Source organism: Paenibacillus sp. HWE-109 (assembly GCF_022163125.1).
Classification (GTDB): Bacteria; Bacillota; Bacilli; order Paenibacillales; family NBRC-103111; genus Paenibacillus_E.
On the sequence record NZ_CP091881.1, the window covers coordinates 2535874 to 2562722 of the forward strand.

General features: G+C 44.4%; 21 protein-coding genes and 1 pseudogene. 15 read left to right on the forward strand and 7 right to left on the reverse strand.

Annotated features, from left to right (window positions below):
* Positions 1-67 precede the first annotated feature (67 nt).
* Together LOZ80_RS10375 and LOZ80_RS10380 are read right to left on the reverse strand one after the other, a co-directional pair.
* Positions 68-1549 carry a M56 family metallopeptidase gene (locus tag LOZ80_RS10375; protein WP_238171358.1) on the reverse strand — a complete coding sequence of 494 codons (1482 nt, stop codon included), beginning with the start codon at positions 1547-1549 and terminating at the stop codon, positions 68-70.
* Positions 1546-1878 carry a BlaI/MecI/CopY family transcriptional regulator gene (locus tag LOZ80_RS10380; protein ID WP_373291158.1) on the reverse strand — a complete coding sequence of 111 codons (333 nt, stop codon included), beginning with the start codon at positions 1876-1878 and terminating at the stop codon, positions 1546-1548. The genes LOZ80_RS10375 and LOZ80_RS10380 overlap by 4 nt, the downstream gene beginning before the upstream one ends.
* Before the next feature lie 216 nt (positions 1879-2094).
* Between LOZ80_RS10380 and LOZ80_RS10385 the strand changes: the two genes are divergently transcribed.
* Entirely contained in the window at positions 2095-2892 is a 798-nt protein-coding gene (locus tag LOZ80_RS10385; protein ID WP_238171359.1) for a polysaccharide deacetylase family protein, read from the forward strand.
* Between the two features lie 79 nt (positions 2893-2971).
* Here LOZ80_RS10385 and LOZ80_RS10390 read toward each other — a convergent pair whose 3' ends face one another.
* Positions 2972-3190 (reverse strand): hypothetical protein, encoded by a 219-nt coding sequence (locus tag LOZ80_RS10390; RefSeq protein WP_238171360.1) that lies wholly within the window; start codon positions 3188-3190, stop codon positions 2972-2974.
* A 208-nt stretch (positions 3191-3398) separates the two neighbouring features.
* Here LOZ80_RS10390 and LOZ80_RS10395 point away from each other — a divergent pair, with 208 nt between their 5' ends.
* From LOZ80_RS10395 to LOZ80_RS10415, 5 genes are read left to right on the forward strand one after another with little or no spacing between them, the layout of a single operon-like run.
* Positions 3399-4391 (forward strand): beta-ketoacyl-ACP synthase III, encoded by a 993-nt coding sequence (locus LOZ80_RS10395; protein WP_238171361.1) that lies wholly within the window; start codon positions 3399-3401, stop codon positions 4389-4391.
* Entirely contained in the window at positions 4381-5634 is a 1254-nt protein-coding gene (locus LOZ80_RS10400) for an ATP-grasp domain-containing protein (RefSeq protein ID WP_238171362.1), read from the forward strand. The genes LOZ80_RS10395 and LOZ80_RS10400 overlap by 11 nt, the downstream gene beginning before the upstream one ends.
* Positions 5631-6623: an NAD-dependent epimerase/dehydratase family protein gene (locus LOZ80_RS10405; RefSeq protein WP_238172948.1), complete on the forward strand. Its 993-nt coding sequence runs from the start codon at positions 5631-5633 to the stop codon at positions 6621-6623. The genes LOZ80_RS10400 and LOZ80_RS10405 overlap by 4 nt, the downstream gene beginning before the upstream one ends.
* A complete protein-coding gene (locus tag LOZ80_RS10410) occupies positions 6592-7467 on the forward strand; it encodes an MBL fold metallo-hydrolase (protein ID WP_238171363.1) in 876 nt (291 codons plus the stop codon). The genes LOZ80_RS10405 and LOZ80_RS10410 overlap by 32 nt, the downstream gene beginning before the upstream one ends.
* Positions 7464-8810: a F390 synthetase-related protein gene (locus LOZ80_RS10415; RefSeq protein WP_337951014.1), complete on the forward strand. Its 1347-nt coding sequence runs from the start codon at positions 7464-7466 to the stop codon at positions 8808-8810. The genes LOZ80_RS10410 and LOZ80_RS10415 overlap by 4 nt, the downstream gene beginning before the upstream one ends.
* 354 nt (positions 8811-9164) lie before the next feature.
* Here the strand turns inward: LOZ80_RS10415 and LOZ80_RS10420 are convergent.
* The 4 genes and pseudogenes from LOZ80_RS10420 to LOZ80_RS10435 all read right to left on the reverse strand — a co-directional run.
* Positions 9165-9458 (reverse strand): annotated as a pseudogene (locus tag LOZ80_RS10420) (MFS transporter); the annotation flags it as partial.
* 288 nt (positions 9459-9746) lie between these two features.
* Positions 9747-10703: a metallophosphoesterase family protein gene (locus LOZ80_RS10425; RefSeq protein WP_238171364.1), complete on the reverse strand. Its 957-nt coding sequence runs from the start codon at positions 10701-10703 to the stop codon at positions 9747-9749.
* Positions 10700-12331 carry a DUF4091 domain-containing protein gene (locus LOZ80_RS10430; protein ID WP_238171365.1) on the reverse strand — a complete coding sequence of 544 codons (1632 nt, stop codon included), beginning with the start codon at positions 12329-12331 and terminating at the stop codon, positions 10700-10702. The genes LOZ80_RS10425 and LOZ80_RS10430 overlap by 4 nt, the downstream gene beginning before the upstream one ends.
* A gap of 7 nt (positions 12332-12338) precedes the next feature.
* On the reverse strand, positions 12339-13178 hold the full coding sequence (locus tag LOZ80_RS10435; RefSeq protein WP_238171366.1) for an alkaline phosphatase family protein: 840 nt from the start codon (positions 13176-13178) through the stop codon (positions 12339-12341).
* 227 nt (positions 13179-13405) lie between these two features.
* Between LOZ80_RS10435 and LOZ80_RS10440 the strand changes: the two genes are divergently transcribed.
* The 9 genes from LOZ80_RS10440 (at position 13406) to LOZ80_RS10480 (ending at position 26753) form a co-directional block, all read left to right on the forward strand.
* Positions 13406-14383: an ABC transporter permease gene (locus LOZ80_RS10440; protein WP_443147018.1), complete on the forward strand. Its 978-nt coding sequence runs from the start codon at positions 13406-13408 to the stop codon at positions 14381-14383.
* A gap of 16 nt (positions 14384-14399) precedes the next feature.
* Entirely contained in the window at positions 14400-15290 is an 891-nt protein-coding gene (locus LOZ80_RS10445; protein WP_238171367.1) for a carbohydrate ABC transporter permease, read from the forward strand.
* Between the two features lie 63 nt (positions 15291-15353).
* Positions 15354-16874: an ABC transporter substrate-binding protein gene (locus LOZ80_RS10450; protein ID WP_238171368.1), complete on the forward strand. Its 1521-nt coding sequence runs from the start codon at positions 15354-15356 to the stop codon at positions 16872-16874.
* 120 nt (positions 16875-16994) lie between these two features.
* On the forward strand, positions 16995-18719 hold the full coding sequence (locus LOZ80_RS10455; RefSeq protein WP_238171369.1) for a sensor histidine kinase: 1725 nt from the start codon (positions 16995-16997) through the stop codon (positions 18717-18719).
* Positions 18720-18746: 27 nt separating this feature from the next.
* The gene (locus tag LOZ80_RS10460; RefSeq protein ID WP_238171370.1) at positions 18747-20348 is read left to right on the forward strand and encodes a response regulator transcription factor; all 1602 of its coding nucleotides are present in this window, start codon (positions 18747-18749) and stop codon (positions 20346-20348) included.
* A gap of 122 nt (positions 20349-20470) precedes the next feature.
* A complete protein-coding gene (locus LOZ80_RS10465; protein WP_238171371.1) occupies positions 20471-22615 on the forward strand; it encodes a right-handed parallel beta-helix repeat-containing protein in 2145 nt (714 codons plus the stop codon).
* A gap of 1141 nt (positions 22616-23756) precedes the next feature.
* Complete coding sequence (locus LOZ80_RS10470) at positions 23757-24926, forward strand: FAD-dependent oxidoreductase (protein WP_238171372.1); 1170 nt, start codon at positions 23757-23759, stop codon at positions 24924-24926.
* Between the two features lie 112 nt (positions 24927-25038).
* Complete coding sequence (locus LOZ80_RS10475; protein WP_238171373.1) at positions 25039-25608, forward strand: CBO0543 family protein; 570 nt, start codon at positions 25039-25041, stop codon at positions 25606-25608.
* Positions 25609-25787: 179 nt separating this feature from the next.
* Positions 25788-26753, forward strand: a complete 966-nt coding sequence (locus tag LOZ80_RS10480; protein WP_238171374.1) for an ABC transporter substrate-binding protein — start codon at positions 25788-25790, stop codon at positions 26751-26753.
* The last annotated feature ends 96 nt before the right edge of the window (positions 26754-26849 follow it).

Consider the following 26849-nt stretch of genomic DNA (forward strand, 5'->3'; position numbering starts at 1 on the left):
CGTAGCTAAAGCCTTGCATCGAAAGAGATGCAGGGCTTTGGCTTTTGCATTTTTGAGTAGACATCAATTATGGAGCTGCAGGCGCAGCAGTCGGCTTAGCTTCGACTACCTGAGGGAGGGCTCTGACAGGGCCCGATTGTTGCGGCTCTTCTTTTGTTGCAGATGGCTGACTTCTTACAGAAGCAGCCTCTCTCGGCTTGACGCCCGAGTCAGAAGGCAGCTCCTTGACAGAAGGTACAGCTCTCGGCTGCTGTCGTTGATCACTCACCGCAGCAGGCTGCGCAACTGCCGGAGCAGTTGCACGAGTATTCTCAGTCGGTATAACTCGCGCTGCCCCATCTGAAGCTGCAGGTCCCGGCTTCTCCACAGTCACAGCAGATTGAACTTCGGATGTCTCTGATTTTGGCTTACTATCAACGGCTGGCGGTTGCGTACCGCTTGCCAAATCGGTTTGTTGCGTTGTAACACCAGTTGGTGTTGTTTGCGGTACATTAGGCGTTGATTTTTCTTCGGACACTTTGGTGCTTGATGCTGGGGGAGCCGCTGTCTCAGTGCCCTTAGGATTGGTTAAGGTGCATCCACTAATAATAAGAATGGTGGCTAGGCCAAGAAATGACCATCGATAGGAATTGGTTTTGAATTGTTTGATCATGGTAATTCTCCTTTGTAGTTGACCTTTATTTCCTGAGAGATGGACGTTCCCTGCTACACGCCTAGGTTGAGTGAAATTTTCCAACAGCTTGATGAGCGTATAGCCGTAGTCCTGACTTTGTTCAGGTGGTAAGCAGTTGAGGGCGAGAGCATCGCTAGCGATTTCCTGATCTTCCTGCATGCGACGATTGGCATACCAAAGAATTGGATTAAACCAATGAATAATAAGAAGAACATGCATGAGCCAGTTGATCGCGATGTCATTTCTCTTGCTATGGGCTAGTTCGTGCAAGAACACATGCTGCAATTGATCGTCATTTAAACTGTTAAGAATAGATCTCGGCATAATGAGTTTGGGCTTTATAAGGCCGAAAAGAGTAGGTGTCGCTACTTCATCAGATTGTAGAAGCACTATGGGTCTTTGAAACGACATCATGACTTTGGATTGATTGAAAAGTTTACGTATGCGCGCATCGGTAATCATAATCGTTTCACGTTGTATCTTTCGAGCAAATTTACGATTGATCCAGATCGTATAAGTACCTAAAGAACATACACCAAACAGCCAAATTGCGAATAAAGCTCGATACATAGATGGGGCTGCAGTTGGTTGAGTGTTAGTAATTTGGCTAATTACTTCTTGATTAACATCTATCGCAGAGTGGACTGAATCTGTATATCCAACCCAATTATAGATGCTGAATTCACTTTCTAAGCCCCAGGGTAGAATTAATCGGACAATTACCATAAGCCACATAAGATAATGCCATCTTGGTTTGAGTCGATGCTTGAGCACCTTCTGCATCCCAATAATCAGCACAACCAAAACACTTGTCATCGTCGAAACAGACCAAACCCAATCAAAGAGCTGAATCAAGTGTTCAGTTAACTGTTTCATTTTGTTTTGTCATCCAAGATATTTTTCAATTCTTGAATATCTTCCTGAGAGAGGTGATCCTCTTTCAAAAAGTTGACAAGCAGAGGCTTAAAAGCACCGCCATATATGCGTTTCAGGAAAGATGTGGTTTCGGACTTCACACATTCGTCTTCGGACACCAAGGGGAAATAGGCATATACTTTGTTCTCTTGTGAATACGAAATGGCTTGTTTGAGGGCCAATCGGTTTAAAAGTGTTCGAATTGTTTTCGGTTTCCAATCCGTTTGATCAGCTAATGCTTCAATGACTTCATTAGCCGTACATGGTGTCTTGGCCCAAAGCACTTTCATAACTTCCCACTCGGCATCTGAAATATGGGGGACGCTTGTCACAGGTTTACCTCCTTGTTTATTTGGATTACAGCTGTAATACACTCACTATATTACATGTGTAATCCACGCAAGTCAAGCTGCACATCTAGGACACTGCAACACGAGCCTAAGCAGGATTTCTGATGGTTGAAGAGGAATACATCATGACAACTTTATGCAAAGGGGAAGATCCATTTGGCCAAAGTACTGATGTGTTATCCTGAGGGACGGCACAAGGCTCTGACTATGAGCTATGATGATGGTAGAAATGCGGATAGAAGATTGGTAGATATTTTCAATCGAAACGGCATAAAAGGAACTTTCCATATCAATTCCGGTTTATTCGATCAGCCAGACCGATTGACGGAAGAGGAAGTGCAGACCCTTTACGAAGGACATGAAGTTTCAGCACATACGCTCACTCATCCTACTATTGCTCGCTGTCCTAACGAACAAATCGTTCATGAAGTGATGGAAGACCGCAAAAATCTGGAGCGGATTGTAGGTTACACGATAAGGGGAATGTCCTATCCGAATGGTTCCTACAATAGCAGGATCAAGGAGTTATTGCCTGGATTAGGTATCGAATATGCAAGAGTAGTTGCAGGCACTGATCATTATGGGATGCCCGATGACTGGCTGGAGTGGCAGCCTACTTGCCATCATAATCGTGATTTGATGAAACATGCCCAAACGTTTCTAAACCTGAACAAGACGCAATACTTGTACCTCATGTACGTATGGGGGCATAGTTATGAATTCGATCTGGACAACAATTGGGAATTGATTGAACAATTTTGTACATGTATTGGTGGGAAAGATGACATCTGGTATGCGTCGAATATCGAGATTGTTGATTATACGAAAGCATTTGAACAGTTGAAGTTTTCAGCTGCTATGGATTTTGTCTATAATCCAACGGCGCTTAGCGTGTGGTTAAGTGTTGACGGTCAGCCAGTGGAAGTGAAAAGTGGGGAGCAACGGAAGTTTTGATGCCAACAACTCAATCAGATAACAAACAAGGCTGTCTCATAAGGTTGAAAAACCTGACAAGCAGCCTTTTATTTATCATTCAAGTTTCCACACGAAACAAGGTACCATCATCACGAAAATAATAAGCGATCTCATCTTGGATGGTAGTTAACCTTACTGAATTTTTCGTGAACCTGTCGATGATACCTCGATCTACTTCGCAATAAACACCGTCTATATCCGTCTGCCACACGGAAACCGAAGATTGCGACAACGCTGCGGCAAATAGGTCCGCATCTGATTCCAGCTTCTTCAGCATTAGCTTCGCCTCACCCTTTGGAAAGATCCATCCCGACCTGTTACGTACGAAAGATTACTTGAGTATATGTCAAAGTGTGCAATGTATAACGATTTATTCTGGAATAAGGGAGATCAGGTAGTAGATAAAGATAGTACTGTTCGTAAGGAAAGAATCGTTTACAATAGATATTACAAGATTCGACATTTAGGTTTGAGGAGATTTCACTATGCATAATAGACATATTCGAATAACAGGCACTGGCAAATATTTACCGAAAAAAGTCGTGACCGCCCAAGAGATGGATTTATTGCTTGGGGTCCCCGCCGGCTGGGTCGAGAAGAAATCAAATGTCTTGCGGAGACATTTCGTTGAAGATGAGAGCGCTTCTCAGATGGGAGCATTCGCTGCACTAGAAGCGCTCAAGCAGGCTAATCTCAACTTCCTTGACATCGACTGCCTGGTCTGTGCCAGCGGTACGATGGAGCAGCCCATTCCAAGCACAGCTTCCTTAATTCAGCGAGCGTTAGGTCAGGAGAAATCAGGGGTACCTTGTTTTGATATCAATGCGACTTGCTTAAGCTTTTTAACCGCTCTTGACGTGATGTCCTATATGGTGACCTCAGGACGATACCACCGGATACTGCTAGTATCTACGGAGATTGCATCGCTCGGCTTGAATTGGTCGAATAAGGAAAGTGCAGCCTTGTTCGGAGACGGAGCGGCAGCCGTCGTTATTGAGGCTTCCAGTGAGCAAGAGGGCTCACGTATTCTCAGTTCAGCTATGAAGACTTACAGTCAAGGGGCTCATTTGTCGCAAATTCGCGGCGGCGGCACGAGACTGCCGGCTTTATCCACGCAGGAGGAAGCAGCGTTCCTTTTTGAGATGGACGGACCGGAGATTTACAAGATGGCTTCGCGCTTATTGCCAAGTTTCGTTGCTTCGCTTCTGCAGGAAGCGGGCTGTGCGATGAAAGACATTCAGGTCGTTATTCCACACCAAGGAAGTGCCATGGCTATGCGACTTATCAGTAGAAAATTGAGAATTTCGGAAGAGCAATTGATGTTTATTACGCCTACACATGGCAACACAATTGCCGCTTCGATTCCAATGGGACTGCATGAAGCGATTCGCGAAGGGCGCATCACACGGGGGGCGCGATTGATGCTGTTGGGAACTTCAGCGGGATTATCTATCGGAGGGATGATTCTTGATTATTAGGGAGCAGGCTCAGATTAATTCAGTTGGCAGCAGAATTCTGCTGACTGGCGGGAGAGCTCCGGCAACGCTTGACCTGGCGCGGCAGCTGGCGGCCAACGGACATGAAATCTTCGTGGCAGAGAGCTGCAAGGAACATTTGTGTCAGCACTCACGCGCTGTCAAGCGAAGCTATCTCGTGCAGGAACCTGTTTCCGATCCGCAGGCGTATCTTGATGAGATAAGAAACATTATTCAGACGGAGCAAATAGAGTGGTTAATACCGATGTGCGAGGAACTCTTTTATATTTCGGGAGGTCTAGCGTATTTAGGCGCGTACTGCCATGTTTTCGTTGAGCCGCTTGGGAAACTCAGACGGCTTCATAGCAAGTGGGAGTTTATCCTTCGAGTGCAAAAACTTGGCTTGGTTGTTCCTGGCACCCATCTCCTTTCATCCAAGCAAGAAGGTTTGGCTTTCATGGAAGCAGCGGTGAACAATGCGAAGGCATCCAGCAAGTGGGTATTCAAACCGGTCTTCTCCCGATTTTCGAGTAAAGTTCATTTGGCGGAGGTCACGGCAAATGGCTGGACAACGACTTTTCACTTGGGAGACGAGGACCTATCAGCGGCGACACCGTGGATCGCACAGCAATTCGTAGAGGGAACAGGCTTTTGCAGCTACAGCGTAGCTCATCAAGGCGAGATAACGGCACATGCCGTATATCCCGTCGGGTTCACTGTCGGACGCGGCGCCTGCATAGCCTTCGAGCCAGCCCAGCATCGTCAGATTGATGCATGGGTTGAACGGTTCGTGCGGGAGGAAGGCTTCACAGGCCAAATTGCCTTTGATTTCATCGTGACAGATGAGGACGAGATTTATCCGCTGGAATGCAACCCGCGAGCGACTAGCGGAATTCATTTGTTCACCCCCGAAGACCGGTTGGACCGTGCTTTCCTTGTGGAAGCGGATCAACCACTGCCGACACGGATCGTACCACGCCCTTCACGAAGGGCAATGATTACTTTAGCCATGTTAAGCTTTGGGGCTGCCAATTGCCTAAAAGGCCGATCGTGGAAAAAGATTACAGCGTGGATGCGGTTTCTCTTTTCCAGTGAAGATGTCGTATTTCGCTCCCGCGATTTCCAGCCATTCTGGCAGCAGTTTCGGCTCATTCACTGGAATTGGCGGGTTGGCGTGCGGCATCGCATTTCGGTAATGGAAGCCTCGACGATGGATATCGAATGGAATGGGGGTGAAATGTTCTGAACATTTTAGTCACCGGAGGAACGGGCTTTCTAGGCAAAAGCCTGGCAATAGCCTTGCACAATCTTGGACATAACGTAACAGCAACAGGCAGAAATCAGCAGATTGGAGCGCAACTTGCGAAGCAGGGAATCATTTTTTTGCCAGGCCATTTGGAAGATCGGACAGCGACTTTAGAGAGATGTTCAGGGCAAGACATCGTGTTCCACTGCGGTGCCAAATCATCTCTATGGGGCAGTTATACCGATTTTTATGACAGCAATGTCATTGGAACTCGCAATATCATTGATGGATGCTTGGGGAGCGGGGTGCAGCGGCTTATACATGTCTCGACACCAAGTATTTATTTTGACTATAGAGACAGGCTCAATATTCATGAATCAGCACGCCTTCCACGTCGCTCAGCCAATGCTTACGCAGAGACGAAACGACTGGCTGAGGTGGAAGTGGACAAAGCTTTTCAATCTGGATTGCCCGTCATTACTATTCGCCCACGCGCTATCTTTGGTCCAGGTGATCAAGCTATTGTTCCGCGCTTGATTGAGGCGAACCGTGCAGGGAAGCTTCCGCTCATTCGAAGCGGACGCGCCATCATTGATTTAACCTATATCGATAATGTGATTCATGCCTTGCTGTTATGTATGAAGGCACCGGCCACTATACTAGGGGGCAAGTTCAACATTACGAATGGAGAACCTTCGTCGTTCATCGAAGTACTTATCCAGTTATTCGATAGATTGGAAGAACCGATTAGGAGTAGAACGGTTCCCTATCAACTGGCTTATTGGATCGCTGGAATGATGGAATTGGCTGCCAAATTATCTGGCAGTGCTGAGGAGCCGCTGCTAACCCGATATAGTGTAGGGCTTCTCGGACGCAACCAGACGCTGGATATTTCAGCCGCCAGAGAGCAGTTGGGATACAAGCCGGAAATATCCATCAAGAAAGGAATTGACATCTATGCAGCATGGTATAAAAAGCAACATCGTTAAGGTTGATGTCCAGTGCTCCTTCATGGCGGCTGGTTATTGCACGCATACTGAAAGAGTTACAATCCGTGACGGCAGCCTGCGTACCGTGAGATTTCCTGCGTTATTCGCACTTATTCAGCATCCGCGCTTAGGGTATATCTTGTTCGATACTGGCTATACGGAACGCTTCTTTCATGAAACGAGCAAATTGCCATTTTCTCTGTATGCAAGGATGACGCCGGTTTTTTATAAGACGGAAGAAAGTGCAGCGTATCAGCTGCGCCAACAGGGGATTGCGCCTGAAGACATTGGCTATATCGTCCTCTCGCATTTCCATGCAGACCATGTTGCCGGATTGCAGGATTTTCCGAATGCCCGCTTTCTTTATTTACAGGAAGCCTATGATGCCGTTCGCCATCGAACAGGCTGGAAAGCGGTGATAGCGGGCTATTTGCCGGGTTTATTACCGAGCGATTTCGAAGCGAGATCGCAGCCATTTGATGAAACGCAGCTCATAGATCTGCCTGAGGGATTTCCATTCAGCAGGGGACTCGATATTTTGGGAGACGGAAGTCTGATCGCTGTTGATATTCCTGGACATGCATCAGGTCAGATTGGACTCCTGCTGTCCACGGGATCTGAAACTTATTTCTTATGCGCTGACGCGGTGTGGAGCAGCCGCGCATATCGGGAGCATGTGCTTCCGCACAGGTTGGCGGGTATCATCATGACTGATCGCCATCAATATCAAGAAAGCTTTGCGCGAATTTACCAATTACATAAGCAATACCCAGATATAAGAATCATTCCATCGCATTGCAGTGAGGTGTGGGAGGAGCTTGTTCCCCGAGGTGGCGGATCATGATGGAGAAATTAATCATGGTTGGGCATTACTTGAAAACCAAATATCGCATGCAGCGAAGAGGGGGAGCTCTCGCCGAGCAATGGCAGGAGAAGCGTATTCGCCGCCATATCCGTTTTGTTCGCAAGAAGTCACCCTATTACCGAAAGCTTTGGGCGAATCTGCCTGATTCAAACTGGAGACAATTTCCAATAATTGAAAAATCAGACATGATGACACATTTTAATCAGTTAAATACCGTAGGAATAGAGAAAGAGCAGGCATTCGAGCTTGCGCTGCATGCTGAGCAAACCCGTGACTTCACTCCGATGCTAGGTTCAGTTACCATTGGAATGTCTTCCGGTACGTCCGGCAACAGGGGGTTATTTCTTGTGAGCCGTAATGAACGGCTGGCATGGGCAGGCACGATTTTGGCAAAAGTGTTGCCGCACTCGCTGCTGCATCCCGAGCGAATTGCCTTCTTTCTCCGCGCCGACAGCAATCTCTATGGCAGTGTTGGAAGCCGCAGGCTGCAGTTCCAATTCTATGATCTGCTCAATCCCCTCCAAGCGCATATAGATCAATTGAACAAGCAACAACCCAGTCTTATTGCAGCGCCGCCATCCCTATTGCGGCTGCTGGCGACGGCTTCGCAGGAAGGCATTCTGCATATCCGGCCGGGCAAGCTTATCGCGGTTGCAGAGGTGCTCGATCCCCTGGATGGCAAGCATATTGAAGCCGCATTCTGCCTGCCTATTCACCAGATTTATCAATGCACAGAGGGATTTCTGGCAAGTTCATGCGTCCACGGGACTCTGCATATCAACGAAGATATCGTTGCCGTACAGAAAGAGTACTTGGATGCTGACTCCGGAAGGTTCGTCCCCATCATTACGGACTTTTCGCGAACGACTCAACCGATTATACGCTACCGTTTGCATGATATTTTGACAGAGCGTACAGAACCCTGTCCTTGTGGTTCGCCCCATATGGCCTTGGCGCGAATTGAGGGTCGCTGCGACGATTTGTTTTACTTCCCTGCCAAACAGGGTGAAGCGCTTGTTGTTGTATATCCTGATTTTATTAGCCGCTGCATTATCTCAGCTGCCGAAGAAGTGTTGGAATATCTGGCTGTTCAACACACGGCCGATACCGTACAGATCTCGTTCAGACTTCAACCAGCAGACGAGCATCTAAGAGACAATGTGTCCAAACGAATCACTGCATCGATACAACGTTTATGCGATCAAATGGCCTGTGCTGCGCCTAGGTTACAGTTCACCAGGCTCGAGTATGAGCCTGGTTTACGGAAGTTGAGACGGGTGGAACGGCGGTTCCAGCTCTCGGATACCGTTAAAGCGCCATAATGATGTGTTTAAGCGACTGGCAGGGAGCGTTCCCTCGGGGTCTTTTCTTAAGTTTTATGGAGTAATCGAGGAGTTACCCTTGCTGCTTGCGTGGAGATAAGGGAACCGTCCAACCGCTATTGTAGTAACAAGTATCATTATCGTTAGGCAGGGGGAACTATGGTGCGTTATTTTAGTGAAAAGTGTAAAAAAAGTGAATTTAAGGGAACTACAGTTCGCTATTTTGCTTTTTGAAGGGAAATTTGCATGCTTTTCGTGGAAATAAGGCCCTGTAGTTCCGCTTGCGCCTTCGTAACCCTGCCATTTGCCCAATTAGCGACCTGGAGTTCCCTTAATAGGGGTTGTCGCTTGAAACCAGCCAGCGTAAGCATAGAAACTGGTCGATGCAATTGCACCGATGGCGCTGCTTAAGGAGTAGAAAATCATGTAGCAGGCTGTGAGTTGACTGCACGTCTCTGGGCGCATGTTAAAGACCAAGCTCTGATTTGTGACATGCACGGCTTGCTCCGCCAGATCAAGGAGGAAGATTCCAATGATCAAAGCAAGCAGCGAGTGTTAGGTATAGCTGAGAGGGAACCATAATATCAGCAGCAAGGCAAGAGTGATTGCAGTTATCCTTTGACCCAAACAGCGATCGGCAAGCCGCCCGGTTTATTTAAAAACCCAGTCAAAACACCAAAAGGTGTACAGGCTGGGTTTTTATATAGGCTAGCATTGCTTTAACGAACTGAACAGTCTTTATATACGATAAAATGGCTGTTCAATTTAACTAACGAACTCAAGAGGCGTTATGGCATGAAATATAGGCAGAATGGGGATGTTTTTAGGGAAATAACGCCTCAGGAGTTCGTAAAGATTTTAATTTCACGCATTTTGCTCAAATAAGGCTTATTGAGTTCGTTAGGCAAAAGAACATTGCCTGCGCACAAAATGTAACTAAACGCGAAGTGCGCGTCCCTCAGGCAGATGCTCCGGCTGCGCGTTTATGATGGAACCATCCTCCAGATGGAGCCAAGTCTGAAAATCACGGACACCCTCCGTTAATGCAATGACTCTGGCTCCGGTCAGGAAGGGGCGATTCAAGTAGGCATTCCGTGTCGTTCGGCCATAGCAGAGGCGAATCCCGTGCAAGGTCCCCCAAAAGTCATTGCCATGATCATGTCCCACAAAAGTCCCCATAACATCACCCATTTCCACCATAGCCGCGAAAAATCCTGTGTTAATCCACGGCGTACAACAGCTGCTCTCCAGTTTATGTCCATAACATGTGCTGAAATCCCATATATCATTGTATTCCGGCAAAGGAATATGGAAAAAGGCAAGAGATGGCAAGGGTTGCCCGCCATTCTGGTCGGTTAATCGATAGGATTGATCGACATACCATTGGATTTGGCTTCTGCGAATCCAGTCATAGAATCCTAATCGCGAATACTCAAGCGGAGAGTAACTGCCCGAGTCAAGGAAATAGAGCGCTGCGGCTGGATCATTATGCCGATCTTGAATGGTGATGACGTAATTGCCTACTCCGTCAACGAGTGGCGGATCGGGTTTCGCATAACAAAACCGATGAGTCAACTGAAGCGCGTGCAATTGCTCACGCGTCATGTTGACGGTCTCGGAATCGTGATTCCCGAAAACGACCGCCCACGGAATCTCCATTTGTTCAGGCAGCGCCACGGCGTTGCGGAATAATTGAGTGACGTCGGAGCTGCCGCCGCTTGCAATCACATCCCCCGTGTACACAACGAGATCGGGCTTCTCAGACTGCAGGATCCGCTGCATCATCGCTCTCATTTTAATTTCATCATCGGCTTGACTATCGCTGAATTCAACGTCGGTGAATTGGACAATTTTGAAGGTGCCGTCTGCGCGAAATCGCAGTTGTTTTTTCATAGTGCAACCTCATTTCTATCTTGTGGGTGACAACTGGCCGAAACGGCTTCGAGCAATCGCCGATAAACGTCCTCGAAGTTGACACTATCCGTATTCACTTCCGTGAAGCTTGTCATGCAAGCTTGAATAATCTCATCGGCCAAAGGCTTATTGACTTCAGCAAGCAATTGAAAAAGCTCATAATCTTCCACTCCAGCGCGCATTGCTTCTAGCCGCATGCTTAGAAGGGGACCGTCTGAACCTGGATAGACGATGTGCGTATCTCCGGCAGGAACTCTTTTGGCATGCACACCTGGCGCGAGGAAGGGGCAGGTCAATTCAAATGGATTTTGGTCCTCCAAATACATGTTGAAACCCCAATGAAGATAGCCTTGCAAGCCATATTTGTAATTGCCCCAATGCAAATAACGCGTTTTGAGGAGCGCCAGATCCAAGAAACGATTTAAGTAATGACCTCCGGGATTCCAGCACGTATAGAACCAGACGGTTTCTCCCAGCCGCTTAAGGTGTTCGAAATGTTCTTGATGTTTGTCGAATCCTTCATTCGTCGGCACCCAGATATCGATAGAGCCTTCGATATGAGGATAGATCATAGCTTCAATGAGTTTGACCCCTGGCATGAACTTGCGTACGATGCTGGATAGAATACGGAAATCGCTCGCAGATTCTTGAATCGGCTCATCGGCCACATGTTGAATGGTTAGCTCCAACCAATCATTGATCTTGAGAAATTGGTGCCATGCCGGTAGAAATTGAGCCAGGAAGGCGTAGCCTGCTGGTGAGGTAGCTTGGATTTCCGGCTTGTAGCTGAGCACAAAGGCGGGATCATCCCAGCCAAGCCTGCTTGCCAGATGTCCAGCCTCAATGCCGGAGAAGCCAAGGGACAGGAAGAGCTCGATGTATCTTTGGACTTTAGCAAAATCAAATGTGTATGTTCCCGCATGATCACACACATCAACAAGCGCTAAATCAACTAAAAAATGGGTTTGGCGTGTTCTTCGCATGGCTTCCCCATACTGGCGGATCATCTGCCAGTGATCTTCCGACCAAAGCTCTAGACCATGATAGGTGGCTGCATTGTTATTGGAAAACCAGTTCGTGATGGCAAGTGTTTCTCGTTCAGGTACGGTTGCCTGGAAAACTTCGAGCGCGACTTCTATGATGATCTGATGTTCGTCGATTTGGATATGTAGTTCTCCTGGATAAACGCCAGGCGTGATCCGAGAGGGAATATGCCATGAAACATATAGAGCTTCCGTTGAACTATCAACAATAAAAGCTTGATCGATTCGTTGTAAAGCGTCATATACGCGAAAAGGGGCCAGACGAGTTACATAGTCAGCGGGCGTCCCTACTGGGATGGTCGAGTATTGCGGACCTGTGTTCTCATTGACGAGTACGTCTTTCATTCGAAATACTTCAATGAGGTTGTCTTGATCTGAGGCAGTCTTCGTACTAGGATGATAGCTCCATATCAGATTGTTACCAATCGCCAAGCCTTGTATCAGAATTTGACAGCCTGCACGGGTTCCTCTTGCCACAGCGAGTGAAATTCGTTGATCACAGGAATCGTTAATAACCTGATCTGGATAGAGCCATTCATTCGCGCTAAAAATTTGATAGATCATGTTGTCGTCACCTCTTTCTGGATTGGCCAATCAAGGATTCTGGCAGCTGCGCATCCCAAGTTGAAGGAGTTTCCAAGCCTAGTGCGAAGGCAGCGATTGCCGCTGTGTCCATGATCGACAAGGCTGGAAGCACCGCAGCGGCTTCAATGCCCGGCCCCACGCATCCCCAGAATACTTGTTTATCCATCGGATGGTCGCTGCCGTGATTATAGGCATCAGCACCGCCGCCGCCATGATCGGTTAACACAATAACTAGACTATCTGTTAGTAAGTTCAAACGTTCAATGGAGGCAAGAACCATTCCTATCAGGCGGTCACAGTTGGTAATCGCTTGCAAATAGTCAGGAGAATTAGGCCCATAGCTATGCTTATGTCCAGAGCCGTCTGGTTCATCCAATTGCAGGAAGAGTAGTTTGACATCTTGATTATGGATCAAATATTGCTCAATCGCAGTAACAAGCTGTTCATCCGGCAGAGACACTTTATGAATAGCAAGACCTTCTTCAATGATTCCTTCATTAATGGGCGACCACCCAACAAAGGAGGCTAATTTGGCTTCCGGCCACGCTTCTCTAGCCAAGCGAAAGATGGAAGGGTAGGGCGAATCCGCGGAATAACGTTCGCTGGCCGCAATGTCATTAGTCAGTAAATGTTTCTCTGGATGCACGCCATGCAGGACGGATCCCCAGCATTGCGCGCTAATCGTAGGCGATTCTGCTTGAGCCTCATACGTGAAAGCTCCTTGAGCCAGAAACGCATCCAGGTGTGGCGTAGCCGTGTGTTGAATAAACGAACCAGCACCGTCCATTCCTAGGATAAAAACACGTTCAACAGGATGAATAAACATTGTGCAAAACCTCCGTATTTTGAAAGTGAAAGCAGCATTATTACTTATAGAAAGATCAATTCGTTTTTAGCATAAAGAGTCCTATTTCCACTGTCAATATCGCTATGGCGGTTTCAATTAACAAGTCACCATCGTCGTATTACCAAGTCATGATCCTAGTGGTCGGGGCGATTTTGGATGTACTATAATGGCACTGTAAGCGATCGTTGGACAGAAAGGGTGGGCTCATGAAAGGAATTGAAACCGTTTCAATACAACCGAAATACGAAACATCAGCGAAGAGAAAAATGCAAGTCAGGCTAAGAAAACTAAATAAATTCAAATGGCTGCTGCTGATGACGGTGCCAGGCGTACTGTACTTATTCATCAACAATTACATTCCGATGTACGGTTTAGTGCTTGCCTTCAAAAATTATAATTTTGCTAAAGGCATGTGGGGCAGTGAATGGGTGGGTTTGAATAACTTCAAATTTCTGTTTAATTCACCAGATGCTTATATCATCACACGCAACACGATTCTATATAATGTCGTTTTCATTATTCTCAATTTGATCTTGGCCTTGTTAGCCGCACTTCTCATCAATGAAATCAAAGACAAAGTCATCTCACGTTTTTATCAAAGTACGTTTCTGTTGCCGCATATCATTTCAATGGTTGTCGTTGCCTATCTGGTATACAGCTTCCTAAATATGGAGAATGGTCTCGTCAACCGACTGATGGGCAAATGGTTTCAGAAAGAAGCTATTTCCTGGTACAGTGAAGCAGGTTATTGGCCGTATATTCTCGTTATCGTCAATGCCTGGAAACATGTCGGTTACCTATCCATCATTTATTTTGCTGCGATGCTAGGCATCGATAAAGAGTACTATGAAGCTGCCACGATCGATGGCGCGAATAAGTGGAAACAGATGACACGAATCACGATACCGCTGATTACGCCCATAATCACAACGATGACCCTATTAGCGGTCAGTGGTATTCTGAGATCCGACTTTGGCTTGTTCTATCAAGTTCCGATGAATACAGGCGCTTTGATCTCGACTACCAATACGATTGATACGTTCGTGTATCGAGCCATGGGACAATTAGGGGATATCGGCATGTCATCCGCAGCAGGGCTCTATCAGTCTCTCGTATGTTTCTTCCTCATCCTAGCAGCCAATTATGCTGTGCGTAGAGTGAATAAACAAGAAGCTTTATTCTAGGAAAGGGTGTACTTTGATGATAAAGACGAACAAGTTCAGTCAAACAAGTATTCATGTCTTCTTCTGGTTATTCACCATTGGTTCCTTACTGCCGTTTCTCCTTATTTTCATGGTGTCCATCTCGGACGAATCGTCTATTGAATCTAACGGCTATTCCTTAATTCCGAGCAAAATCAGCTTCGCCGCCTATGAGTTTCTATTTTTTAATTTCTCTGAAATTACCAAGGCTTATGGAATTACAATCTTTTGCACGATTATCGGGACTATGTTAAGTTTACTTATTACAACACTAATGGCGTATCCGTTATCACGAGTAAATTTACCGTTTCGGAGAAGTTTAGCGTTCTACATTTTCTTCACAATGTTGTTTAGTGGGGGGATGGTGCCATGGTATATGACATTCGTGAATCTGTTGCCTATGAAAAATTCAATGCTCGCTATGATCATCCCGGGTATGCTGTTAAGTGCCTTTAACATTCTGTTAATGCGTACTTTTTTCACAAATTCCATCCCGGAATCGGTAATTGAGTCGGCAACGATTGATGGCGCCAGCGAAATTCAAATTTTCTCGAAAATTGTTATTCCACTTTCGCTGCCCATTATGGCAACCATCGGATTGTTTACAACGTTAGCTTACTGGAATGATTGGTATAATTGCATGCTTTTTATAGATAAACCGGCACTTTATAATATTCAATATTTAATGACGAAGACGCTTACAAATATTCAATATCTCATCATGAAATCCAATTCATCCGCACAAGCCGGTGAACTGCTAGCCAAAATGCCAAGAGAAACCGTGCGCATGGCTTTAGCTATCGTCGGAATTGGCCCGCTGCTACTGGCGTATCCGTTCTTTCAGAAATATTACATTAGTGGAATCACCAGCGGAGCCGTAAAAGGGTAAGGCTGACTGCAAGCAGGAAAGGTTATTCACAATACAGTTACATTGAGAGGGGACCATAGATCCATGAAGAAGACTTTCAAAATCACAGCAGCACTCCTGATCGGCAGCACATTCACATTGTCGGCATGCAGCAAAGACACGAATAAAGCGGAACCGTCAACCTCAGCAGCTCCAATTGCAAGTACGGCAGCAGATTCTGGATCCAAAACGTTAGCTCCATACAAAATTACACTTGTGTACCCGGCTTCCGCTCCGAAAGATTTAGCTCTAGTCCAAGCGGAAATGAGCAAATATTTAACGGAGAAAATTAACGCAACAATTGAATTAAAGCCTATCGAGTGGGGTTCATGGGACGACAAAACGAACTTAATGAAAATATCCAATGAACCATTTGACCTTATGTTTACGGCTAGCTGGTACTATTATCCAAGGGATGCTGCCAAAGGTCAGTACCTTGAATTGGATGATCTCATGTCGAAATACGGCAAAGATATTCCGGGCGTTCTGGGACCAGACTTCATCAAAGGTTCACGCATTGGCGGCAAGCTCTTCGCACTGCCTACGAATAAGGAATTCGGTCAAGGCTTTGGTTTCTTGCTGAACAAAAAACTAGTTGATAAATACAACATCGATACCAAAGGTATCAAATCTATGGACGAGTTGGAAGCGATGTTTAAAAACATCAAAGACAATGAGCCAGGTGTAACACCAATCATAAGCAGTAAATTCTCTAATATCTGGAATGCGGCTAACTATGACGGACTCGTTGCCGGCTTAGCCATTCCTCGCGGAAGCAAAGAGCTTAAAGTTATAGATACGCTAGAGGATCCGAATGTCCTGAATTTTTACAAACGTATGAATCAATGGTACAAGAATGGCTGGTTTGATAAAGACGTCCTCACCTCGGATTCGGATCAGGCGATGAATATGATTAAGGCCGGCAAAGGCTTTGCCGTCGCGCAATCCTTGAAGCCTGGCAAAGATAAAGAGATGAGTCTTACATCAGGCACCGAAGTTGTTCAAATCGAAACGGCTGCACCATTTACAACAACTGGCGATGCGCAAGGCGCTATGCTAGGAATTTCAAGAACGTCCAAAGATCCAGCGAGAGTCATGATGTTCCTCAACATGCTATATACGGATGCCAAACTGGTGAATATGCTGGATTGGGGACTTGAGAACAAGCATTATGTGAAAAAATCCGATACGATTATCGACTATCCGGCAGGCATGACGGCAGATACAGAAACATACCCGAATCCAGGCGGCTGGATGTTCGGAAATCAATTCAATTCCTATCTATTTGCCAATGAAGATCCGAACAAATGGAAGCTGTTCAAAGAGTTCAATGCCCGTTCGGAACGCTCGATTGCGCTTGGCTTTACGTTCAATCAAGAGCCTGTGAAGTCGGAGATGGCCTCCATTACGAATGTCGAAAATGAATTCAAATCTCTCTATACCGGCGCTGTAGATGCTGAGAAGACGATCGCCAAATGGAAAGAGAAGAGGGCTGCTGCTGGTTTTGCTCGTGTGAAGGAAGAAGTCGAGAAACAATTGAAAGAATGGTCAGCTACACAAAAATAGTTCGCATAGGCTCCTTGCAAACCCTACCTCTATGTAATTGCCATAGGGGTGGGGATTCCTTATTTTCACTAAACTAACTATAATGATTGTATTCCCATTGGTTAGGAGAGACCTGAATAGATGACGAGTTCTCTTCGATTCAAGCTGATTATCGGATTTATTACCATTGCTATTCCTTTGTTGATTTTACTGCTTTTCAATAACTTATTCGCATCGAGCACAGTCCGAGAGCAGGTGGCTGAATCGAACAAAAATGCGATTATACTGTACTCTAATCAATTACAGGCAGAACTAAACCGTGAAACGAATTTCTTATATAATTTGGCTTACGAAGACCCTAATATCTCACTTTTGTCCCGTGTTATCCATGATCCAACCGAGTATATCCTCACCAAGGAGCGGATTATTAATGAGCTGAATCGCTATCACCGCTTTGACAGCAGCGTCGATTTCCAGTTTATTTATTCCGTTCAAAATAAAGATATTTTTAATACAGCAATCAAAACCAAATCCTATGAAGAGTTAATTACGATTCAAACGACGCTAGAAGAATTGTTAAGAGAAGCAAAGCCTGGGAGTATCTATTTTCAAAAATGGAAAGCGGTTAAATACGGGGATCAGTACGCTTTAGTCCGCTTGGTAGATACTGGAGAAGGCTATTATTTGGGTGCTTCCGTTCAATTAAAGAACTTGATGATTCCTTTGGACTTAATTCAATTAGGTTCCGATGGATTTGCTTCGTTCATCTCGGACGAAGGGAAGATTATTTCGAATAAAGAGATGTCAACAGCGCTTGCCATAGAGCCAGAGGGCAGTCAAGATACCTACCAATTAGTCCTTATTGACGATAAAAAGTATATCGTTGTTTCCAATCCGATTAAGGGTACAGACACGATGTTAAGCGCTTTTATTCCAGAAAAAAAATTGGTTCAAAAATTAACCTATTTTCGCGGCTTTATTTTCATGCTGCCATTTCTGGCGGCTATCGTCTTGATTTTTTACGTATTTTATTTGAATAAAATGATTCTGAGACCGATTTACAATCTCATTCGGGGGATGCGGAAGATTAAACATGGCGACTGGAGCACGCGTCTGGCACCTTCGCAAACCAAAGAATTCACGATTATTAATGAAACATTTAACGAAATGGCAGCACAAATCCATGATTTAAAAATTCACGTGTATGAGGAGCAAATTAAACTGCACAAAGCAGAAGTGAAGCATTTGCAGCTTCAAATGAATCCGCATTTTTTGCTGAATTCAATCAATATTATCTATAATCTGGCGCAAATTCAGAAATACGATATCATCCAATTGATGAGCTTGAATTTAGTCAAATATTTTCGATTTACCACCCAAACTCATCGCAACGTCGTGTCGATTGCTGAAGAGCTGGAGCATATGGAAAGTTACATCAAAATCCAACAATTGCGTTTCCCAGATCGCATAACGTATAACTTTGAAGTAGAGAACTCGCTGCAATCCAGGTGTATTCCCCCATTGATTATTCAGCCATTCATTGAAAATAGCATGAAATACGGCTTCGACTTCATGGAGCATCCGTTTCATCTGGATATTCAGATTGCATCGGAGAAACACTCGCACATCATGGAGATTGTGATCTCTGACAATGGGAGCGGCTTCAACCCTGACATTCTAGCTCACTTGCGATCGGGGCAATATTTCCTTTCTCAGAGTGATGAACATTTGGGCATATGGAATGTCTATCATCGTCTCCAGTATATTTTCGGACAGGAAGCAAGTCTTCAATTTACCAATTTGCCAGATTCAGGTGCCTGTATCACAATTCGCATGCCAATTCGTAATTTGGATTCATTTGCCTAGTCGAAGCGGCTTTGAAGGAGGATATCCATGAACAGAACAGCACTTATTGTAGATGATGAGATCTATGCAGTAATGGGCATTAAAAGTGGTCTGAATTGGCAAGAACTGAATATTTCTGAAGTGTATGAAGCTTATAACATTCGTGAGGCGATGAAAGTATTTGAGCAAACGAACATAGATATTCTGATCTGCGATATTGAAATGCCCAAGGGAACAGGGATTGAGCTGCTGGAATGGGTTAATGTTCATTCACCGGCAACAGAGACCATTTTCCTTACCGCACATGCTGATTTCAGTTTCGTTCAGCGAGCCGTTCAGCTCGATAGCTTCGATTATATGCTCAAGCCAATCGAGTTTAGTGTCTTGCAAGCAACCATTGCCAAAGCGTTGCAATCTATTGCGCATGACCAAGAACTCCACCAATTAAGGGAGCAATACAAGCCTTACTATGAGCTCTGGATAAAGAATAAAGCGGTGCTCAGCGATACTTTCTGGAATCAATTATTCGCCAAAAAAATGGTTTGCAGACCACATGAGGTGTCACAGTTTATTGCGGATCATCATTTGCCCCTCACCGCGCAGTCACGCATCTTGCCCATCGTGATTAGTGTCGAGTCCTGGGATCGCGACTTGGACACAGGCGACGAGGAACTGTTGGAATATGCGCTCCGCAATGCAGCTTCCGAGGTCCTGCTAAGCGGCTATCAAGGGGAAGTGATTCAGACCAAGCAAGGTGTAAATGTCGTGCTATTCTTTTTGGAACAAGAAGAGCAGATGGACTATACGAGCATTAATGACAAATGTTTAACTTACATAGCTTCATGCAAGCAGTATTTTAGCTGCAGCATTTCCTGCTATATAGGCGAGCCTTCAGATTTAGTTGGGATACGTGAAACCTATATCAAATTGCTCGACATGGAATATAATAATTTGCAGAAATCGAACAAGATTTACTGGCAGCACGAGTATCAAGCTAACCAACTGATGCCGAAGCTTCCTGAGTTCTCCGCCTGGACGATTCTTATTGAACAGGGGAAACGGGGGGAGATGGAGAGAGAGATTGCCCGCAATTTGAAAGAGATTCGTGAAGATCCGCGATATGGAGCCAATGCGCTGCATGCTTTCTATCATGGATTTCTTCAAATGATTCATTACATCTTGCATAAAAATGGCTTATCTGCCCATGAACTTCTCCAGGATCATCAGGATATTTTCAATGGCAAATTACCACGTTCGCTAGAACAGCTTCAGTCATGGGCGTTGCAATTAATCGCTGTGGTCTGCGACTATTTGCATCAAAATGACTCCGTTATTCAACGAATTCAATGCTACATCGCAGATCATCTCAACGAAATGATTACAAGGGAGCAACTGGCTGATTATGTCCATTTGAACCCAGCTTATTTATCTCGCTTGTTCAAAAAAGAGGTGGGTGAATCGATAACAGACTATATTTTGATTGAACGCATGAAGTTGGCGCAAGAGCTGATTCGAAATTCGACGATTCCAATCTCGGATATCGCCAAATCGCTTGGCTATAGTAATTTTTCCTATTTTTCGAAAATGTTTAAAAAGCTGTATCACTGTACACCCCAACATTACCGGAAACAAGTGGAGGTTATCGGCTAACACGACTTCAATTGTGTTTTTTTCACGAATAGGATACAGTTTGAGACTTCTTCCAACTATTTTCCATTTAATCATGTATAATAGAACAGGTCTCGACATAAATCCAAAAAGATGGTGAAAAAATGACTAAAAAAGCGGTATCCATATTCCTGCTCGTTATGTTTTCTTTTCAAATTTTTATGGTTAATGCATCTTCAGAAGAAATTACGAACCCCAGAACGTACAACTTAGAGCTTGCCCGATGGCACATATATAACGACGGCACTCACCCAATCGAAACGACGACAGGGATCAATAAAGCGCTGCAATGGTCGCACGAACAAGGATATCAAGTTTTCAAAGTACCAGCGGGCACTTATTTAATCAGTAAAGGAACTAGTCCGAATGACTCGCAAGCTCAAATCAACATGGTTAGTCAGATGACTTTCTTACTGAATGATGCAGCGGTAATTCAAAAAGAATCGAATGGTTTTGAGAATTATAGAACTTTCTATGTGGGCTATGGCGTGAATAACGCAACAATCAAAGGCGGAACATTGAAAGGAGACAAAGATACTCATAATTATAGCAAAAAAGACAACTCCTCGAGTTATGGGACTCATGAATTTGGCAGTGGAATCTCCTCGGAAGGAGCATACCAATTAACCATAGACGGTGTTCGAACCACTCATTTTACTGGGGATGGCATATCGATCAACGGATCTATCGTTGGCATTGAAGGTACTTATGGGAAGAGCTACCTTAAAGGAGATATTGATCCGTTAGGCAAGTTTATTCCTTCTACATCGAAGATTAGAAGTAAAACAGCCGTGGATCTCACTAATCCATTATTTAAAGGGAGAGCGTATTTTGCTTACGAACAGCCTCAAGCTGTTTCAAGTAACCTATATGATGTCTATTTCTATAATAAAGATGGCAAATATGTTTCTGCCGTTAAACAAATCAGATTTGGCATTGATCTCGTTCAAATCCCAACTAATGCTAGCAGCTTTTACCCTGTTTTCAGTTCAACGGATTTGGCTAATTTTTTTGTGAAATTGTTCAGTAATGATGTTTCAAGAAATGTGACGATTAAAAACTCGGAATCCGCATTTAACAGAAGACAAGGCATCTCACTTGTAGGCGTAGATGGGATTGAAATCACGAACAATAAAATTCATGATATCCAAGGTACAGCGCCTCAATATGGCATTGATTCAGAGGCAGGAGGCTTTTTCCCTAACAAGAACATTACGATAAACAATAATCACTTTCACAATAATAAAGGTGGAGACATTGTATTCGCTGACGGAGACACGGCGACAATAAGCAATAATCTATTTGAGAGCAATATAAATGTGTATATTTACAAGGCATTTCCCAATACGGTCGTTAAAAACAACACTTTTCATCAAGGCGGACTGACAATGGCGGGTACAGGCGTTGCAGATCAAAACACTTTTCATAACGCCGAAGTTAATCTACTGGCAACAAGCAATACGTTAACTAATTCAACTTTTGTAAATAGTAATTTAAATTTGAATAATACAGATCCTTTTGGCTCCAAAGTAGATCAAATTACAATGACCAATACGGATACCTCCGTTTCTACTTCCTTAAATGTTGGCAACCGTCCAGTTCGACTCTCCAATGTCACCATAAAGGGGTTAACCAAACTCTCTGCGATAGGCGGTAAAGGAACGGATCAAAACATCTATGATCAAGTAGTTGTGCAAGATTATAATGCCTACAACGGGACGACACTGCCTGCTGGTACTTACAATAAATGCAAGTTCACATCGACAACCAATGAGTCTATTGGATTGGGTATTAATCAAGCTGGCAAATATATTTTCAATGACTGCTCTTTCCACTCTTTGGGTAAGATCTTCACGATTAATGAAATGTATGGGGAACCTGATGTCATTTTTAATAATGCTGACTTTAAGATTTCCAATGATGTTGGCTACGCGGCAGCCATTTATATTCAAGGGGTGAAGCAGCTATCCATTCTAGGCAGTATTTTTAATGCTACTAATCTCACGGCTACCAAAACACCGTTAATAAAAGTGGGTTCAATTGCAGGCGCAACAAAACCTTCCAAAGTGAAGGGTTTTACCATTAAGAATAGCCAAATAATAACGAATAAACCACTGCATGGGATAGATACAACTGACGCAGGAACCGGGGCTCCAGCGTATACAATTGCCTATAATACCCTTCAGGTAGCAATCATGAAGCTGAAAACGAATGATATGAAAACAAGCAATAAAGAGTTGGCTAATTAAACAAAATTTAAGGGGGCGTTGCTCGGTGAATACGGTACTGAGAAGTTGGGGGGAAGCCCTAGCGGCTATCGTATTTATCACTTCGCTCATAATTGACCTAGCCGCTGGCTAGGTTTTTTGCTAGATTTTATATGTTTTGGGTTTGGGGTGAGCAAAGCTTATCCCTTTTTGGCGTCCACCACAGACTTCTTTGCTACGGCGGTTTTTGGTCTCAAAGAACCTCTAATGAACCGTACGATGCTTATATACGTGAAAATGGCTACTTTGGAGATTTAATGAACGGAGTTGGCGCTAACGAGCACTTTATTGGCCGAATGGTGATCATTTGCTTGAGATAGCGCATCTGGAGTTCATTAGATTTTCAGAATGGGCGATTTTAGCGGAATAAAGGGTATTGAGTTCGTTAGTGGTTTGGGGCTTGCCTCAAGGTACATGGACTTGGTGAACCTAGCCGCTGGCTAGGTTTTTTGTCATGTTTTGGAGTGATCGAGAGGTTGCCCCGGCTGCCACGTACGGAGAAATGGGAACGTCACGCGCTATACTAGCTGAAAGTGACATTATCGTGAGGTTGGAGGAGCTACAGTCCGCTATTCTGGTCAAAATTGACAGTATAGCTAGTTTGAGGGAACTACAGTTTGCTATTCTAGCCAAAATTGACATTATAGCTAGTTTGAGGGAACTACAGTTCGCTTTTCTAGCCGAAAGTGACATTATAGCTAGTTTGTGGGAACTATGGTCCGCTATTCTAGCCAAAAGTGACATTATAGCTAGTTTGAGGGAACTATGGTGCGCTATATTGCTGTTTGAAGGGAAATTCAGCGCTTTTCGCTGATATAAGAGACTGTAGTTCCGCTATCGTCCAAACATGCCTGCTTTTTGACTAAATAGCGGATTAGAGTTCTCTTACAGGATTTCTCGCTGGTAGGAGGCTCATCTCGCAGGGATCAAAGTCCGGTTGTTTCTTAATTGGGATAATCGGAGTCTCATTGGAGTTGATTAGTTTAGATTAGATTTGAAAGTTACTATAGATCGCACCCGTCGCGAACTATGTCCTTTACGAACTACGTCCTTTACGAACACCGTTCGTTGTGTTATAAATAGATCAAGACATTCAAAATCTAACTCCGAGGTGTAAATCGATATGACAACAACAATCGCAAATACAAAACAACAACAACGCATCGCTATCGTGGGGGCAGGCCCTGGAGGGCTGACATTGGCGCGTATTTTACAGCAGCATGGTGTGGCGAGCGTCGTCTATGAACGAGAACAATCTCCGAGCAGCCGAGGGCAGGGCGGATCATTAGATATTCATCATGATTCTGGCCAAAAGGCACTGCGAGAGGCGGGTTTAATCGACCAATTCGAAGCGCTCGCCCGGTATGAAGGACAGGATTTCCGCTTATTTGATAAAACCGGCAAAATTTATCTGGATGAGGTGGCAGAGCCCCAGGAAGGGGATCGTCCTGAAATCGACCGCGGCGTTCTGCGTGAGCTGTTGATACAGTCACTTGACCCCGCTGCCATTCGTTGGGGGCATAATTTAACCCACGTGGTTCCGTTGGAGAATGGGCAGCATGAGCTGCATTTCGAGAACGGACATATCGATACCGTTAATCTCGTTGTAGCTGCAGATGGCGCGTTTTCACGCATACGGCCGCTTCTCACGGAATCTACTCCTGCGTATTCAGGACTTAGTATGGTTGAGATTTATGTGAATAATGCAGCGGTCGATCATCCAGAAATTTCAGCTTTGAACGGAAGAGGCAAAATGTTTGCCCTCTCGGATCATAAAGGGATCTTGGGGCAGCTTAATGGGGATGGCCGAATCTGCGTATATTTGGCCTTTCAAGTTGAACGGGAATGGCTGAATACCTGCGGCATTTCATTCGATCAGCCAGAAGATGCCAAAGGATTGCTGCTGCAACATTTCGACGATTGGGACGAATCATTAAAGAATTATATCCGCTCTGCCCAAGGTCCGATGTTCCCAAGACGCATTTATATGCTGCCTGTTGGATTAAAGTGGACCAGTAAACCGGGAATTACACTCATCGGTGATGCAGCGCATCTAATGTCTCCTTTTGCGGGAGAAGGCGTAAACTTAGCGATGCTGGATGCTACAGAACTTGCGTTGTCTATTATTGAACATGCCGATATCAACCAAGCAATTCAAGCATACGAGGAGAAAATGTACGTCTATTCGTCCAAATCAGCGGAGGAATCACAAGCCAATCTCGAGCTTACTTTCGGAGACGATGCCGCAGCTAAATTTCTGGATTTGATGAACCAGTATCATAGTGTTGAATAAGTAACATAGCAAATGTGTAAGGTAGTATCATCTTCTCTTCAACTGGATAAACTATCCTCTAATACATGTACGCTTGAGGATAGCGTCCAATTGGAGAAGGGATGTAACTAGCATGACGATACAAGATGGAATTAATCAAGTCGAACAAGCACAGCAGGAAATCGTTGAAGCCAATACATTGATTAATGATGCTATTATTCATAGCTTTTTATTTACATGGAGATGGTGGCTGGGCATTGCCTTGTTTATTGTGCCATGGCTGATTTGGTTGAAATATAAGAAGAAGGATAGCTCAAATAGACTGTTTTTAGCTGGTCTTTGTTCGATTCTACTAGGTCAAATCATCGATATGTTTGCCTTGTCCATGGGGAAATGGTCGTATCCGATCAAGTTTATTCCTTGCTCGGGAACGACATTTCTGCCTTATCACTTTTCAATGCTTCCAGTTGGCGTTATGTTTGCCATTCAAATAAAACCGAAATTAAATCCAATTCTTAAAGGAATTATTTTAGGACTTATTTGCGCGTATCTAATTGAACCTTTCTTTACGAAGACGGGTTTCTATAATCCGAAAAATTGGAAATATATATATGACGTTTGTATCTACTTCTCCATCTACAATATAGCTCATTTGTTAACTAGATTGAAACATTTTGGCCCAATTGAATCAAAGGACGAGTAACCAGGAACGGCTCATGCGCACTTGATGCGAATTGAGCCTTTTTTATTTATAAACTGAGGTTTGTGCCAAAAAAATCATGAGGTTTCTCCATTGCTAATAAAAGCAAACTTTATTATGCTTATCAACGATAATGATTATCATTGTCTTCATAAATTCACTATTGGGGGAAAAAGAGCGAGATGAGAACCGCACGTAGATTTGTCATCCTATTAGCATTAACAACTCTGATGATCGCTTTGGTTGCAGCTTGTGGAACTAAAGTTGAAAAATCAACACTAAAGGATGCCACAGAACAATCTAAAGCAGAACCAGCTACTAGAAAGATAACAGATTCCAAAGGTCATACAGTAGTCATCCCAACGCAAGCCAAAAAAATCGTATACACAGGCAGTGACTTGGGAGATTTGTTGGCATTAGGCGTTAAGCCAGCAGGTGCCACACTAGGAGTTATTGCCAAACAGGTTGCTTATCCGGATTTGTTAGTAGGTATTGAAGATATTGGAGACGTGTCAGCGAATCTGGAGAAGGTTCTCTCACTTGAACCGGATCTGATCCTGATGGACAGTGGAGGCACTTATTATAAATCTACAGATTATGACGCGCTTAATAAGATTGCACCAACGGTAACGTATGACAGGCTGCCTACTTTTGAACGATTGCTTGTCATCGGTGATATTATCGGAAAGAAACAAGTAGCAGAGAAATGGATACAAGATTTCAAAGGGAAAGTTGCTGGAATGAAAGGGAAGTTAACTGTCAAAGAGGGTGAAACGGCCACTGTTTTCATACGCTTAGGGAAAGAATTCTATGTGATGGGGAATAGCGGGTTTTCTACGATCCTATATGATACACTCGGTTACAAGCCTGCTCCCAAAGTTAAGCAAACTTTAATTGATAAGAATGAAAGATTCAGTGATGTAAGCAACGAAGTTCTGCCCGAATTTGCAGGGGACTATCTGTTTGTATTAACGGATGATAATGAAGCAGCCAGAGCTGCGGCAGATTCTTTTACGAATGCTTCGGTTTTTAAATCCCTTAAAGCTGTTGTCAACAAACAAGTGTACTACATCCCAACGAAATGGAACTTCGATGATCCGATTACCAAGGACCGATTATTGGATGAACTTCCGAAGATAATGAAATAATTAGAGCTATCAGCCTTCGTTAGGTGGGAAGCTTTCAACTTCAAGTTGATAAGCTTCTTTTTTTTCTGTACAATTAACTTGATATTGATAACCATT

Bases quoted from the DNA above. Each gene is read 5' to 3' on its own strand.
- LOZ80_RS10465 (WP_238171371.1), top strand. From the start codon at position 20,471: ATGACTAAAAAAGCGGTATCCATATTCCTGCTCGTTATGTTTTCTTTT.
- LOZ80_RS10445 (WP_238171367.1), top strand. From the start codon at position 14,400: ATGATAAAGACGAACAAGTTCAGTCAAACAAGTATTCATGTCTTCTTC.
- LOZ80_RS10380 (WP_373291158.1), bottom strand. From the start codon at position 1,878: ATGAAAGTGCTTTGGGCCAAGACACCATGTACGGCTAATGAAGTCATT.
- LOZ80_RS10475 (WP_238171373.1), top strand. From the start codon at position 25,039: ATGACGATACAAGATGGAATTAATCAAGTCGAACAAGCACAGCAGGAA.
- LOZ80_RS10430 (WP_238171365.1), bottom strand. From the start codon at position 12,331: ATGATCTATCAAATTTTTAGCGCGAATGAATGGCTCTATCCAGATCAG.
- LOZ80_RS10440 (WP_443147018.1), top strand. From the start codon at position 13,406: ATGAAAGGAATTGAAACCGTTTCAATACAACCGAAATACGAAACATCA.
- LOZ80_RS10375 (WP_238171358.1), bottom strand. From the start codon at position 1,549: ATGAAACAGTTAACTGAACACTTGATTCAGCTCTTTGATTGGGTTTGG.
- LOZ80_RS10410 (WP_238171363.1), top strand. From the start codon at position 6,592: ATGCAGCATGGTATAAAAAGCAACATCGTTAAGGTTGATGTCCAGTGC.
- LOZ80_RS10395 (WP_238171361.1), top strand. From the start codon at position 3,399: ATGCATAATAGACATATTCGAATAACAGGCACTGGCAAATATTTACCG.
- LOZ80_RS10470 (WP_238171372.1), top strand. From the start codon at position 23,757: ATGACAACAACAATCGCAAATACAAAACAACAACAACGCATCGCTATC.
- LOZ80_RS10450 (WP_238171368.1), top strand. From the start codon at position 15,354: ATGAAGAAGACTTTCAAAATCACAGCAGCACTCCTGATCGGCAGCACA.
- LOZ80_RS10415 (WP_337951014.1), top strand. From the start codon at position 7,464: ATGATGGAGAAATTAATCATGGTTGGGCATTACTTGAAAACCAAATAT.
- LOZ80_RS10435 (WP_238171366.1), bottom strand. From the start codon at position 13,178: ATGTTTATTCATCCTGTTGAACGTGTTTTTATCCTAGGAATGGACGGT.
- LOZ80_RS10460 (WP_238171370.1), top strand. From the start codon at position 18,747: ATGAACAGAACAGCACTTATTGTAGATGATGAGATCTATGCAGTAATG.
- LOZ80_RS10425 (WP_238171364.1), bottom strand. From the start codon at position 10,703: ATGAAAAAACAACTGCGATTTCGCGCAGACGGCACCTTCAAAATTGTC.
- LOZ80_RS10480 (WP_238171374.1), top strand. From the start codon at position 25,788: ATGAGAACCGCACGTAGATTTGTCATCCTATTAGCATTAACAACTCTG.
- LOZ80_RS10390 (WP_238171360.1), bottom strand. From the start codon at position 3,190: ATGCTGAAGAAGCTGGAATCAGATGCGGACCTATTTGCCGCAGCGTTG.
- LOZ80_RS10455 (WP_238171369.1), top strand. From the start codon at position 16,995: ATGACGAGTTCTCTTCGATTCAAGCTGATTATCGGATTTATTACCATT.